The sequence below is a fragment of the Actinomadura parmotrematis genome (assembly GCF_019458805.1).
GTDB lineage: Bacteria > Actinomycetota > Actinomycetes > Streptosporangiales > Streptosporangiaceae > Spirillospora > Spirillospora parmotrematis.
In genome coordinates, this window is record NZ_JAIBOA010000021.1 from 22079 (window position 1) to 35660 (window position 13582).

Below are 13582 nucleotides of genomic sequence, written 5' to 3' on the forward strand. Positions count from 1 at the left end.
GGGCCTCGGAGGGTGGTCGGGGCCGGCCGGGGAGAGGGGGCGCGAACGGCGAATTCTCGCGGTAGAGGCGGGTTCCGGAAGTCGCACCTGAGTCCCGCGGCCGGCACCGGAACGGTAGCACCGGCCCGGCCGCGGGCCCGCCGGGTTTTCCGCGTCAGGGACGGTAGGTCCCGAAGTGCCAGGCGTGGCCCTCCAGGTCCCGCGCCGAGTAGTCGCGCGACCCGTAGTCGGTGTCGTGCGGCGGGCGGGTGATCTCGGCGCCCGCCGCGCGGGCGCGGTCGTGGTGCGCGTCGGGGTCGTCCACCGCCACGTAGACCTCGCCGCCCGCCTCGGGCCGGCAGCCGATCATGACGAGGCCGCCGTCGGCCTCGATCTCGGCGTGCACGACGCGGCCTTGCCCGTCGGTGTGCACCTCGCGGGAGGCGAAGCCGAACGCCTTCTCCAGCCAGGCGATCGCGGCGATCGGGTCGGCGTAGCCGAGGATGGGGTACACGGTGCGGCGCGTCATGGCTCCTCCTGGTGCCGGCCGCGGCCCGGTGCCGCGGCGCGTGCCGCCAGTCTGCGCGGCGCCCCGGTCAGCCGTCTTGGACGTTCGGGAACCCCCGCGCGGCGTCGCGCTCGGCGGCGAGGCGGCGCGTCTCGGCCGAGACGGGCGCGCCGAGCACGGCGGCGATCACGTCCACCAGGTGGCCGGTGAACAGCCGGTCGTCGGTGTGCGGGCCCGAGCGGGCGCGGCGGGCGAGCTCGATCGAGGCGTACAGCATCGCGGTGAAACGGCGGTGCAGGCGGGCGGCGTCGGGCGCGAGCAGCGGCTCGACGGCGGTCCGCCAGCGGCACAGGCTGCCGCCGGGCGGCGGGTCCTCGGGGATGAAGGGCCGCGGCCGGTTCAGCGCGTCCGCCCACACCTGGAGGTACTCGCGGCCGCCGGGGGTGGCCAGCAGCGCGGCGGGCGGGCGGACGAGGGCGCCGGCGAGGGCGCGCAGGTCCGGGGCGTCCGCCGCGTCGCAGGCGTCCAGCAGGGCGTGCCGGCGGGCGTCCACCTCCGGGCCGTGCCGCTCGACGATCGCCCGCACGACGCCGGCCCGGTCGCCGAAGTGGTACTGCACCGCGGTGACGTTGCGGCTGCCCGCCGCCTGGTTGATCTCGCGCAGGCTGACGGCGTCGACGCCGCGCTCGGCGAACAGCCGCTGCGCGGCGTCGAGCAGCCGCTCCCTGGTCGCGCTCGTCACTGGTCGCCGACCGCCCGTTCCAGGGCCTCGGCGTAGCGGGCGCGCGCCGCCTCGCGGCGGGTCGGCAGGTGCCCGCTCGGCCAGAGGCCGGGGACGGGCTCGCGGTCGCGCAGCAGCTGCCGGGCCACCGTGATCTTGTGGACCTCGGTCGGGCCGTCGGCGATGGCGAGCGCCTGCGCGCCCATGAGCATCGCCGCGAACGGCATCTCGTTGGACACCCCGAGCGCGCCGTGCAGGTGCATGGCGCGCTGCACGACGTCGTGCATGACCTTGGGCATGGCGGCCTTCACCGCGGCGATGTCCTTGCGGACGCGCTTGTAGTCCCGGTGCTTGTCGATGAGCCAGGCGGTGCGCAGCACCAGCAGCCGGAACTGCTCGATCTCGATCCAGCTGTCGGCGATCTTCTCCTGGGTCAGCTGCAGCCGGGCGAGCGGCCCGCGCCGCGTCTCGCGCGACACCGCGCGCTCGCACATCATGTCGAACGCCTTGCGGACCTGGGCGATGGTGCGCATCGCGTGGTGGATCCGGCCGCCGCCGAGGCGGGTCTGGGCGATGGCGAACGCGCCGCCCTCCTCCCCCAGCAGGTTCTCGGCGGGCACCCGCACGTCGGTGTAGCGGAGGTAGCCGTGCGAGCCCTCGCGCTCGCCGCCGACGCCGACGTTGCGGACGATCTCCAGGCCGGGGGCGCCGGCCGGCACGATGAACATCGACATGCCCTGGTAGGCGCTGACGTCGGGGTTGGTCACCGCCATCACGATGAGGAACGCGGCGTGCCGGGCGTTGGAGGAGAACCACTTCTCGCCGTTGATGACCCAGCCGTCGCCGTCGCGGACGGCGCGGGTGGTGAACAGCGTGGGGTCGGCGCCGGCGTGCGGCTCGGTCATCGAGTAGGACGAGGAGATCGCGCCGTCCAGCAGCGGCGCGAGGTAGCGCTCCTTCTGCCCGGCGCTGCCGAAGTGGGCGAGGATCTCGGCGTTGCCCGAGTCGGGCGCCTGGCAGCCGAACACCGACGGCGCGTAGCGCGAGCGGCCGAGGATCTCGTTCAGCAGCGCCAGCTTCACCTGCCCGTAGCCCTGGCCGCCGAGGTCGGGGCCGAGGTGGCAGGCCCACAGGCCGCGCTTCCGCACCTCCTCCTGGAGGGGGCGGACGAGCGCGGCGAAGCGGGGGTCGGACTTGTCGTAGGGGTCGCCGAGCACGAGGTCGAGCGGCTCGACCTCGTCCCGGACGAAGGCGTCGGCCCAGTCGAGCAGCTCCTGGTAGGCGGCGTCGGTCTCGAAGTCCCATGCCATGGCGGCCTCCTCGGGGGGTGCCCGCCGATCATGCAGGTACCTGAAGCATTCATGCAAGCGCCTGACTGTTACTCTCCGAAACAGAGATGTATCCGGAAGGGGAGCCCGCCATGCCGCAGCCCGCCCAGCTCGATCCCGCGCTCGTCGACTTCGGCGTGCTGGGCGCGTGGATGGACCGCGAGGGGCTGCCCGGCGGGCCGTTCGAGGACGTGGCGCCGCTCGCCGGCGGCACCCAGAACGTGCTGGTCGGCTTCTCCCGCGGCGGCCGCGACTACGTGCTGCGGCGCGGCCCGAAGCACCTGCGGGCCCGCACCAACGAGGTGCTGCGCCGCGAGGCGCGGGTGCTGGCCGCCCTGGACGGCAGCGGCGTCCCGGCACCGCGCGTCATCGCCGCCTGCCCGGACGAGAACGTCATGAACGGCGCGGTGTTCTACCTGATGACGCCGGTGCGCGGGTTCAACGCCTCGGTGACGCTGCCCGAACCGCACGCCTCCGACCCCCTCATGCGCAACGCGATGGGCCTGCACGCCGCGACGGCGCTGTCGGCGCTCGGCGCGGTGGACCACGAGGCCGCCGGGCTCGGCGACTTCGGCAAGCCCGAGGGGTTCCTGGAGCGGCAGGTCGGCCGCTGGACCGCCGAGCTGGACTCCTACGGCGAGCTCGCCGGCTACCCCGGTCCCGACATCCCCGAGCTCGCCAGGGTCTCCGCCTGGCTCCAGGACAACCGCCCGACGACGTGGCGGCCCGGCGTCATGCACGGCGACTACCACCTGGCGAACCTCATGTACTCCTACGACGGGCCGCAGGTCGCCGCGATCGTCGACTGGGAGATGTGCACGATCGGCGACCCCCTGCTGGACCTCGGCTGGCTGCTCGCCACCTGGCCCGAGCAGGGCGACGAGAGCGCGCTGCTCGCCGGGCCGCTCGGGGAGGCCGGCGGCCTCCCGCCCGCGGGCGAGCTCGTCGCCGCCTACGCCGAGCGCGCGGACGCGGTCGCCGGCCGCGACCTGTCGGCGATCACCTGGTACGCGGTGCTCGCCTGCTTCAAGCTCGGCATCGTGCTGGAGGGCACGCACGCGCGGGCGTGCGCGGGCAAGGCGCCGAAGGAGACCGGCGACCTGCTGCACGGCATCACCCTCGGCCTGTTCCGGCGCGCCACCGCCTTCATCGCCGCGTCCTGACCGGCGGCGCGTCCCGCCCTCCCCCGTCCGGCGGACCCCGCCTACGGGTTTTCCCGGATGGCGGGCGGGCCCCGGCGGCGCGATGATGCGGGTGGGCGCGCCGCGGGCGCGCGGAGGGACGGCGATGAACGGCACACCCGCCGGGCCGGGCAGGGCGCTGCGGACCGGGACGACGCTGCTGGTCTCGGCGCTGATGCTCGCCACCTGCGCCCCCGACCTGCGAACGGCGCCGCGCGTCCGGCAGGCCGCGGCCGTCGCGGGCCACGGCCCGGCCCGCCCGGTCGCCGCGCACGCGCGCACCTTGTCGCTGCCCCTGATCGGGACGCTCACCGCGCGGTTCGCCGCGTCCGGGCAGTGCGGCGGGGGCGGCTGGCGTCCCGGGCACACCGCCGTCGACGAGCCCTACCGGTCGCAGACCCTCGACGCCCGCGGCTACCACTGCGCGCACGAGCCGGACGCCGTCACGCCCGGCGGCGAGCAGCAGGCCCTCTTCCTGGTCTTCCGCACTTCCGCGCAGGCCCGCGCCTACGTGCGGGCGCAGGCCGCCCTGGCCGTCCAGGCCGTCGGCTACCTCCAGGACCGGCAGAACGTGCTGGAGATCGACGCGGCCCGCCTGCCCCTGGACCGGATGCGCCTGCTCCGCGACGTGCGGGACGCCTGCGGCGGCTGCGGCACCCTCACCACCTCCTGGGAGGCGTCCGGGCAGGCCACCGCGTCCCGCTGAGCGGCCCCGCCCGGCCGGCTCCGCGCGCCGGCCGGGCGGCCCGCTCAGGCGGCGGGGACCGGGGCGAGGTCGGCGAGCAGCGCCTCGGTGGTGGTGACGGCCGCGCAGCGCTGCGCGGCGAAGGTCACCGCGTCGCGGTGGTGCTCGCCGGAGAAGTCGGCGACGGCGTCGGCGACCAGGAACGGCCGCACGTCACGGCTGAACGCCTCGACGGCGGTCGCCTGGCAGCCGATGTGGGCGTAGACGCCGGTGACGATGAGCTGGTCGCGGCCGGCGGGCAGCAGCCGGTCGGCGAGGTCGGTGCGGATGAACGCGCTGTAGCGCCACTTGGTGAGGACGGTGTCGCCGCCGGCCGGCGCGAGCGCGTCGACGATGCGGCGGTCGCGCGGGGCGGTGCCGATCCCGGCGCCCCAGAAGTCGGTGAGCAGGCCGCGCTGCTCGGGCGTCTGCCCGCCCGGCTGGGCGGAGTAGACGACCGGGACGCCGGCGCGGCGGGCGGCGTCGCGGAGCAGGCCGATGTTGGCGAGCAGGGCGGGCAGCGGGTCGCCGGCGAACGCGTCCAGGAAGTAGTTCTGCATGTCGTGGATCAGCAGGACCGCGCGGGCCGGGTCGGGGCGCCAGTCCACCCGCGCCGGCGGCAGCTCGCCGGCGGCGGGCATCGGATAGGGGGCGATGGCGGGGATGGGCACGGTTCCTCCTCAGGACGGCCGTTCGGGGGCGGCGGGGCGGGTGAGCTCGCGGGCGACGGCGGCGCGCAGGTCGCGCTTGCTGACCTTGCCGACGCCGGTGTGGGGGAAGGCGTCGGCGAGGACGACCCGGTCGGGGATCTTGTAGTCGGCGATGCCGCGGCCGCGCAGGAACGCCCGCAGGTGGGCGGCCTTCGGCGGGTCCTCGCGGGCGGCGGGGCGCAGGATGACGAAGGCGCAGGTGCGCTCGCCGAGCATCGGGTCGGGGACGGCGACGACGGCGGCGTCGTGCACCGCCGGATGGGCGAGCAGGTGGTTCTCCACCTCCTCGGCGGCGATCTTCTCGCCGCCGCGGTTGATCTGGTCCTTGGCGCGGCCCTCCACCACCAGGTTCCCGCCGGCGGTGCGGCGGACGACGTCGCCGGTGCGGTAGAAGCCGTCGGCGGTGAAGGCGGCGGCGTTGTGCTCGGGCGCCCGGTAGTAGCCGCGGATCGTGTAGGGGCCGCGGGTGAGCAGGTGGCCGGTCGCGCCGGGCGCGACGTCGCGGTCGGCGTCGTCGACGACGCGGACCTCGTCGGCCGGGGAGATCGGGCGGCCCTGCGTGGTGACGCGCACGTCCTCGGGATCGTTCGGGCGGGTGTAGTTGACCAGGCCCTCGGCCATCCCGAACACCTGCTGCACGTCGCAGCCGAGGACGGGCCGGACGCGGGCGGCGGCCTCGGCGCTGAACTTGGCGCCGCCGACCTGGAGGATCCGCAGGCTGGACAGGTCGTGCGCGGTCGCGGGCGCGGCCGCCAGCCAGACGAGCGCGAGCGGCGGGACGAGGCCGGTGATGGTGACGCGCTCGCGCTCGATGAGCGGGAACGCCGCGTCGGGGCTCGGCACGGGCGCGAGGACGACGGTGGCGCCCGCCGACAGCGTCCCGAGGACGCCGGGCGAGCTCATCGGGAAGTTGTGCGCGACGGGCAGCGCGCACAGGTACACGCTGTCGGGGGTGAGGCCGCAGATCTCCGCGCTCGCCACGACGCTGTAGAGGTAGTCGTCGTGGGTGCGCGGGATCAGCTTCGGCGTCCCCGTGGTGCCGCCGGACAGCTGCATGAGCGCCACGTCGGCGGGGTCGGGGTCGGGCAGCGCCGCCGGGGCGCCGGCGTCGAGGTCGGTGAGGGCGGTGAACTCCTCGGCCTCGCCGGCCACGACGACGCGGCGGGCCTTCACCTCGCGGGCGAGCGTCCGGTAGTCGAAGTTCGCGTGCCGGTCGGGGATGACGTAGGCGGCGGCGTCGGCGTGCTCCAGGAAGTAGCCGATCTCGGTGGCGCGGTGCGCGGGCAGCGCGAACACCGGGATCGCGCCGAGCCGGAACAGCGCGAACGCCACCTGGAGGAACTCGGCGACGTTGGGCAGCTGCACGACGACGCGGTCGCGCGGGGCGACGCCGATGCGGCGCAGCCCGGCGGCGAGCCGGTCGGCGCGCTCGTCCAGCTCGGCGTAGGTCCAGCGCGTCTCCCCCGCGACGACGGCGGTGCGCGCGGGGTGCGCGGCGGCGACCTCGCGCAGCATCGCGCCGAAGGTCCGGCCCTGCCAGTAGCCGGCGGCGCGGTAGCGGGCGGCGGCCTCCGGGGGCCAGGGGACGGCTCCGGGCAGCATCAGCGGCCCTCCCCGTCCAGGCCGAGGGCGCGCAGCATGGTGCCGAACTTGGCGGTGGTCTCGGCGAGCTCGGCGGTCGGGTGCGAGCCCGCGACGATCCCGGCGCCGGCGAACAGGCGCAGGCCGTCGCCGCCGGTCTCGGCGCAGCGGATCGCGACCGCCCACTCGCCGTCGCCCGCCGCGTCGCACCAGCCGACCGCGCCGCCGTACAGGCCGCGGTCGAAGGGCTCCAGCTCGCCGATCAGGTCGCGGGCGGCGGCGGCCGGGGTGCCGCAGACGGCGGGCGTCGGGTGCAGGGCCCGCGCCAGCGTGAGGGCGGTCACGCCGGGATCGGCGAGGCGGCCGGTGATGCGGGTGCCGAGGTGCCACATCGTCGCGGTGGCGACGAGCGACGGCTCGGCGGGGACGTCGAGGTCGGCGCAGTAGGGGCGCAGGCCGTCGGCGACGGCGCGCACGACGTAGGCGTGCTCGCGCAGGTCCTTGGCGGAGGCGAGCAGCGCGTCCGCGCGGCGCCGGTCCTCGGCCGGGTCGGCGCTGCGCGCGGCGGAGCCGGCGAGCGGGTGGGAGGCGACGTCGCGGCCGAAGCGCGAGACCAGCAGCTCGGGGCTCGCGCCGACGAGGGTGCGGCCGGGCCCGGACGGCACCGCGTACACGTGGGCGTGGGGGTCGTGGGCGGCGAGCCTGCGCAGCAGCGCCGCCGGCTCGACGGGGGCCGGGGTGTCGATCCGCAGGGTGCGGGCGAGGACGACCTTGTCCACGTCGCCGTCGCCGAGGCGGACGAGGGCCTTCTCCACGGCGAGCTCGTACTCGGCGGGCGACGGCTCGGGGACGGCCGCGGCGCCTCCGGCGGGCAGGGCGCGGCCGGGCCCGCCGGGGGGCGCCGGCGGATCCCAGGTCACGTCCGTCGCCTCGGTGAGGGCGTCCGGGGCGCCGGCGGCGAACGGCAGCGCGCCCACGGTGACCGCGCCGGGGCCGGGCTCGGGCCCGTCCCAGGGGCCGCGGGCGAGGATGGTGCGGCGCGGCGAGGAGAAATAGAAGCCGGCGGCGGTGCTCACGAACGGGCCTTTCTTCGGGGGCAGGGGGTTCAGCCGCGCAGCGAGGCGCCGCCGTCCACGTACAGGTCGTGCATGGTGATGTGGCGGGCGCGGTCGGACAGCAGGAACGCGACGGCGTCGGCGACGTCCTGCGGGTCGGCGACGCGGCCGAGCGGGATGCCGGTCCGGTAGGAGCCGGGGTCGCCGTCGACGGCGGCGCGGGCCCCGGCTTCGGGGTCGGCCCACAGGTCCCGCTGCATGGCGGTGTCGGTGGAGCCGGGCGAGACGACGTTGCAGCGGATGCCGTGCTCGGCCAGTTCCAGGCCGAGGCACTTGGTGAACTGGACGGCGGCGGCCTTGGACGCGGCGTAGGCGGCGAGCCGGGTGCGCGGCACGCGGGCGGCGTTGGAGGCGACCGTGACGATCGCGCCCGCCCGTCGGGCGACCATCCGGCGGGCGACGGCCCGGCCGGCGTTCATCACGCCGGTCGCGTTGACGGCGAAGTGGGCCGCCCAGTCGTCGTCCGACAGCTCCAGCACGCCGCCGGGCCGCAGGACGCCGGCGGTGCTGACGAGCGCGCCGATCGGCCCGAGCTCGTCCTCGGCGCGGGCGACGGCGGCCTCCACCGCGGCGGGGTCGGAGACGTCGGTCGCGCAGCCGATCGCCGGGCCGGGCAGCGCGCTCGCGGCCTCCTCGGCGCCCGTGCGGTCCAGTACCGCGATCCGGAAGCCCGCGGCCGCCAGCGTGCGGGCGACGGCGGCGCCGATCCCCCGGCCGCCGCCCGTGACGACGGCGGTGGTGGCCTGCGCTTCGGCCATGACCGTCCTCCAATCTCAGCGGGCCGCGACGGCCCCGGCGCGGGACGCGCGGGCGGTCAGCACCGAGTCGAGGATCTCCCCGGCGCGGACGGCCCCGTTGGACAGCAGCGAGGAGGTGATCCCGTGCGTGTGCTCGGTGCCGCCCTGGAGGTAGATCCCCGCGGTGAGCCGCGGGTCGGTGGCGACCCGGTAGTCGCGCTCGACGACCGGCCGGCCCTGCTCGTCGCGCAGGCAGAGGCCCCCGGCGGCGCCGAGCAGGCCGAGCGCGTCGAACGGCCGGTAGCCGGTCGCGCAGACGACGATGTCGGAGTCCAGCACGGCCCGCTCGCCGGTCGGCGTGAACTCGTAGGTGGTGCGGGCGCCGCCGGGCACCTCGCGGACGTCGAGGACGCGGCAGGCGTTCAGCATGTGCAGCCGCCGCGCGCCCGTCACCTTCTCCTGGTAGACCCGCCGGTACAGCTCCTCGATGAGGTCCGTGTCCACGACCGAGTAGTTGGTGCCGCGGTGGTAGTCGAACAGCTGCCGCTTCACGTGCTCGGGCGCGCCGTGGAACAGGTCCACCGCCTCCGGGTCGAAGATCCGGTTGGCGAACGGGCTGTCGTCGGCGGGGCTGTAGCCGTAGCGGGAGAAGACCGAGTACACCTCGGCCTCGGGGAAGGCGCGGTGCAGGTGGTCGGTGACCTCGGCGGCGCTCTGCCCGGCGCCGACCACCGTCCAGCGCTTCGGCTCGGGCCCGGTGCGGGCGGCGAGGTTGGTGAGCAGGCCGTGGTTGTGCCAGACGCGCTCGGACTGCTGGACGCCGGCCGGCATCGACGGCTGCAGGCCGCCGCTGACGACGAGGTTGCGGCCGCTCACGGTGCGGCCGTCGGCGAGCTCCAGGGCGAACCCGCCGATCTCCTCGCAGCCGTCGCCGAGCGGCGCGACCGACGCGACCTCGCTGCCGTAGGAGGCCATGTGCGCGACCTTGCCGGCGGCCCAGGAGAAGTAGTCGTGGAACTCGGTGCGCGTCGGGAAGAAGGTCTTGTGGTTGATGAAGTCGACCAGGCGTCCCTTGTCCTGGAGGTAGCAGAGGAAGGAGAACCCGCTGGCGGGGTTCCGCATCGTCGCCAGGTCCTTGAGGAAGGAGACCTGCATGGTGGCGCCCTCGATGAGCATGCCGCGGTGCCAGCCGAAGCGGGGCTGGCGCTCGGCGAACAGGGCGCTCACCCGGTCCCCGGGCGCCGCGGCGGCGTTGTGCTCCTCGATCGCGACGGCCAGGGCGAGGTTGGCGGGGCCGAAGCCGACGCCGACGACGTCGTACACGGACGGCTCCTTGTCGATGGTGCGGGCGGGCCGGTCGCGGCGCACGGATCCTCCAAGTTAGGCAAGCCTAAGTTTGCTTAGGTGAGGCTTAGCTAAGCATCGAGAGATCGAACGGTCAACGCGCGGGGGCGCCGGGACGCCAAGAGCGATCCAGGCCACAATCGCCCCGCGCGGACCCGGCGCGGAAACGGCGAAGGGGGCGCCCCACCGTGCGGTGGAGCGCCCCCTTCGCCTTCGGCGCCGTCAGTCGCGGCGCGCGGTTCAGGAGCCGAACGGGACGGGCTTGCCCTTCGTGCCGGCGCCCGAGCCCCACTTCAGGACCTCGTACTTGACGCCGCTCAGGTGGCCCTCGCCGGTGCCGGCGTTGTACTTGCTGGCCGGCTTCTTGCCGTCGAGCAGGTAGCGGAAGGTGTAGGTGTCCAGGTCGAGCATCACCCCGCGGGTGGAGGGCTCGCCCGGGCCGCGGTCGCCGACGAAGCCGGTGATGGTGCGGCCCTTGTAGGTCACCTTGACCTTGGTGTTCATGGGCCAGCTCGGGCTCGCGAACAGGCCCTTCTGCATGGCCTTGCCGCTCGCGGGGGCGCCGGTGTCGCCGTTGACGCCCGAGCCGTCGTCCCAGAAGTAGGACGCGGTGGTCGTGCCGGTGACCAGCGCCTTGGCGGCGCGCTTCTTGGTCGCGGCCTTCTTGCCGGCGGCCTTCTCGTCCGCGGCCGCGCCCTTCTTCGCGATCTGCTGCTGCGCGGCCGCGGGCTCCTGCGACTGCGCGGTCTTCGGAGCGTTGTCGTCGCTGGCGGCCGCCACACCGGCCACCAGCATCCCGGCGAGGGCGGTACCGGTCACCCCGGTGAGGACGACGTTCATCGCTCGCTTCTGCATGGAAATCCTTTGTTCGGCTGACAGGACGGCCGTTCGAGCCCAAGGACGAGGGTGCTCGGATAAACGGCTCCAGGGCGTGGCGCCCGGAATCGCCGTCGTGGCAGGACCCGCGTGGCGGCCCGTTCAGGCAGGACCGTCCGGGCTCGCTGTCCGCCGCCGGGCCGAGGTGCGGCCGGGCGGGAGTGCGAGCGTCAAGAGCGGGGAAAGTGCCGAGCGGAGGCTTCGCTGAGCGGCTCCGTGGCGGGCGACGTGCATGGACGCCCGTGGTGTTCGGCGGAAGGTCCCGCCTGGCGGGCGGGTCACGACGGCTCTCACAAGAGGCGGGTCAAGAGGTTCTTGACCCTTGCCTGACATCGACTATATGTGCTTTTACCCGAAGTTAGGCAAACCGCCGGATTCTTTACCTTTCACAAGGTAGATCGTTTCCCCTCGAACCTTCGAAAGGGCTTATCCCATAAGGGTTTCAGCGCGTTCGACAGGGAGGGGACCACGTCATGGAAACACCAAAAAGCGCGCCGACGGCGGCGTCGGCGCGCGATCGGCCCGGGGGCCGCGGGGCCGCCCGGCGAGGGCGGCGGAGCCGTCGGGCCCCTGCTGTCAGGGGCCCGCGGCGGTCGTTCGGTCTCCGGCGGTCAGCGGCCGGGGAACGCGGTGGGGAGGAGGGGCTGCGGTCCGGTCGTGTATCCGGGCGGAGCCGCGACGGGGTGCACCGGCTGCATCGGATGCATCGCCGAGACCGGTGGGCCGGCCTCGTAGGGCCCGCCGCCGGCGTAGGGCTGCCCGGGGGGCGGCACCGTGCCGTCGGCGCGGCGTCCTTCGGGCGCCGCGGCGGGCTGGTCGAAGCGCCGTTCACCGATGACGGCCATGAGGGCCCGTGCTGTCTCGGCGTCCATGCGCATCAGGACGGAGGGGCGGCCGGCGGGGTCGACGAAGGGGGAGACCGAGGGGGCGGCCGCCTGCTGCGGCAGCGCGCGCCGCAGTTCTTCGCGCAGGTCGTGGGCGAGGCGCAGCGCCTGTCGGTCGCTGTCGCTCAGGTGTGCGGTCATCGCGATCTCCGGGGAGTTCACGTGCGGGGGAAGGGCGGAGGGTCTTGGTCATCCTGCTAAAGATGGCGTGCAGGTGCAAGATCCGATGCACGTGCATTTGCAAGAATTTTCGCGTATCGCCCGCCCCTCCGCCCGCCCGCTCCCGCTGTTTCAGCGCGCTTCCCGGCCGCCCGCACCCGCGACCGCGGCCAGTCCCAGCACGAGCACCACGACCGCGACCACGCGGAACCCGGTCGCCATGGCGCCGGTGAACGCGGCGACGACCTCGTCATGGCCCGTTCCGGCCGCTCGGGCCGCGGCCAGCGCCTCCCCCACCGAACGCGTGCGGCCGGCGAGGGCCGGTGGCAGCCCTGCGGACAGGCGGCTGCTCAGCACGGTGCCGAGGGCGGCGACGCCGAGCGCGCTGCCGATCTCGCGGGCCGCGCCGTTCAGCCCGGATCCGAGGCCCGCCCGGCCGGGCGGCAGGGCCGCCATGACGCCGACCGAGAGCGCCGGGACGCACAGGCCCATGCCGGCCGACATGACGACCAGGTAGATCGCGTACAGCGGGTAGGGCGTCGCGGCGTCAGCGGTGGACAGCAGGCCGAGCCCGGCGGACAGCGCCACCACGCCCGCCCCGATGACGGCGCGCGGCCCGAACCGGTGCGTCAGCGCGACGCTCCGCCGGGAGATCGCGAACATCCCGATCACCAGCGGCAGGATCGCCAGACCGGTGTGCAGCGGTCCGTACCCCTTAGCGTACTGGAGGTACTGGGCGTTGACGAAGAACAGCGCGAACAGGCCGAAGAAGGCGGCGCCGATGCCGAGGGCGCCCGAGCGCAGGCGCGCGCCCCGGAAGATCCGGGGATCGAGCAGGGGGTGCTCGGCCCGCAGCGCGTGCCAGAGGAAGGCGGCGAGGAACGCGGTCGCGCAACCGAACCCGGCGAGGACCTCGGCCGACGTCCAGCCCTCCTCGGGCCCCTCGATGATGCCGAACAGCAGGGCGAACAGGGCCGCGGTGAGGAGCGCGGCGCCGGGCAGGTCCAGGGCGGCGTCGTGGCGCTCGCCGCGCGGAGCCGTCCGGGCGACGGCGAGGGCGAGCAGCAGGGCGACGGGTGCACCGCAGAGGAACAGGCCCTGCCAGGGCAGCCACTGCAGGACCGCGCCGCCCGCGACGTTGCCGGCCGCCCCGGCCGCGCCGGTGGCCGCCGTCCAGGTGGCGATGGCGTGCGGCCGGCGCGGCGGCTCGGTGACCTGGAGCAGCAGCGACAGCGTCGCGGGCATGATCAGGGCGGCCGCGACGCCGGTGAGCAGCCGCCCGGCCAGCAGCACCGGGACGGTGGTGGCGGCGGCCGACAGCAGGCAGCCGGCGGCGAACAGGCCGAGCCCCGCGAGGAGCGCGCCCTTGCGGCCGAAGCGGTCGCCGAGCGCGCCCGCCGGGATCAGCAGGCAGCCGAAGACCAGGACATAGGAGTCCACGATCCACAGCAGCTCGGTCGCCGTGGGGGCGACGGCGCTCGCGGCGAGCTTGGGGACGGCCAGGTTGATCGCGGCGACCATGGCCACGACCAGCACCACGCACGCCGACATGAGAAGCGGCATCGCGCGGCCGGGGGCCGGTCCGGCACCGGCGTCGGCGGGCGCGGACCGGCGGACAGCATTGATCATCTCGGTTCCTCGGGCAGGGGGAAGGAGGGCGGAGAGGGGGATCCGGTCGCGCGCGCCGCCTCCGTGCCCTCACCGTAGGCTGGCCCTGACTTGCTTTCAAATGCAT

General features: G+C 75.2%; 13 protein-coding genes. 2 read left to right on the forward strand and 11 right to left on the reverse strand.

What is annotated here, in order from left to right; all coding sequences use genetic code 11:
- Positions 1-154 precede the first annotated feature (154 nt).
- The 3 genes from K1Y72_RS27380 to K1Y72_RS27390 form a co-directional block, all read right to left on the reverse strand.
- Positions 155-508 (reverse strand): VOC family protein, encoded by a 354-nt coding sequence (locus K1Y72_RS27380; RefSeq protein ID WP_220169362.1) that lies wholly within the window; start codon positions 506-508, stop codon positions 155-157.
- 67 nt (positions 509-575) lie between these two features.
- Positions 576-1229, reverse strand: coding sequence for a TetR family transcriptional regulator (locus K1Y72_RS27385; protein ID WP_220169363.1), 654 nt, complete (start codon positions 1227-1229; stop codon positions 576-578).
- Positions 1226-2518, reverse strand: coding sequence for an acyl-CoA dehydrogenase family protein (locus K1Y72_RS27390; RefSeq protein WP_220169364.1), 1293 nt, complete (start codon positions 2516-2518; stop codon positions 1226-1228). The genes K1Y72_RS27385 and K1Y72_RS27390 overlap by 4 nt, the downstream gene beginning before the upstream one ends.
- 110 nt (positions 2519-2628) lie before the next feature.
- Here K1Y72_RS27390 and K1Y72_RS27395 point away from each other — a divergent pair, with 110 nt between their 5' ends.
- Entirely contained in the window at positions 2629-3699 is a 1071-nt protein-coding gene (locus K1Y72_RS27395; RefSeq protein ID WP_220169365.1) for a phosphotransferase family protein, read from the forward strand.
- A 124-nt stretch (positions 3700-3823) separates the two neighbouring features.
- Positions 3824-4423, forward strand: coding sequence for a hypothetical protein (locus tag K1Y72_RS27400; protein WP_220169366.1), 600 nt, complete (start codon positions 3824-3826; stop codon positions 4421-4423).
- 44 nt (positions 4424-4467) lie between these two features.
- On the opposite strand, the gene K1Y72_RS27405 is transcribed toward K1Y72_RS27400, so the two are convergent.
- The 8 genes from K1Y72_RS27405 to K1Y72_RS27440 all read right to left on the reverse strand — a co-directional run bounded on the left by K1Y72_RS27405 (position 4468) and on the right by K1Y72_RS27440 (position 13476).
- Positions 4468-5112, reverse strand: a complete 645-nt coding sequence (locus K1Y72_RS27405; RefSeq protein ID WP_308287252.1) for an isochorismatase family protein — start codon at positions 5110-5112, stop codon at positions 4468-4470.
- A 9-nt stretch (positions 5113-5121) separates the two neighbouring features.
- A complete protein-coding gene (locus K1Y72_RS27410; protein WP_220169367.1) occupies positions 5122-6753 on the reverse strand; it encodes a (2,3-dihydroxybenzoyl)adenylate synthase in 1632 nt (543 codons plus the stop codon).
- Entirely contained in the window at positions 6753-7808 is a 1056-nt protein-coding gene (locus K1Y72_RS27415; protein ID WP_308287253.1) for an isochorismate synthase, read from the reverse strand. Before K1Y72_RS27415 ends, K1Y72_RS27410 begins: the two co-directional genes overlap by 1 nt.
- A gap of 29 nt (positions 7809-7837) precedes the next feature.
- Positions 7838-8605 (reverse strand): 2,3-dihydro-2,3-dihydroxybenzoate dehydrogenase, encoded by a 768-nt coding sequence (locus K1Y72_RS27420; protein ID WP_220169368.1) that lies wholly within the window; start codon positions 8603-8605, stop codon positions 7838-7840.
- 15 nt (positions 8606-8620) lie between these two features.
- Entirely contained in the window at positions 8621-9952 is a 1332-nt protein-coding gene (locus tag K1Y72_RS27425) for a lysine N(6)-hydroxylase/L-ornithine N(5)-oxygenase family protein (protein ID WP_220169369.1), read from the reverse strand.
- Positions 9953-10168: 216 nt separating this feature from the next.
- Positions 10169-10783 carry an RlpA-like double-psi beta-barrel domain-containing protein gene (locus K1Y72_RS27430; RefSeq protein WP_220169370.1) on the reverse strand — a complete coding sequence of 205 codons (615 nt, stop codon included), beginning with the start codon at positions 10781-10783 and terminating at the stop codon, positions 10169-10171.
- A gap of 632 nt (positions 10784-11415) precedes the next feature.
- Positions 11416-11829, reverse strand: a complete 414-nt coding sequence (locus tag K1Y72_RS27435) for a hypothetical protein (RefSeq protein WP_220169371.1) — start codon at positions 11827-11829, stop codon at positions 11416-11418.
- A gap of 150 nt (positions 11830-11979) precedes the next feature.
- The gene (locus tag K1Y72_RS27440) at positions 11980-13476 is read right to left on the reverse strand and encodes an MFS transporter (protein WP_220169372.1); all 1497 of its coding nucleotides are present in this window, start codon (positions 13474-13476) and stop codon (positions 11980-11982) included.
- Positions 13477-13582: the final 106 nt, after the last annotated feature.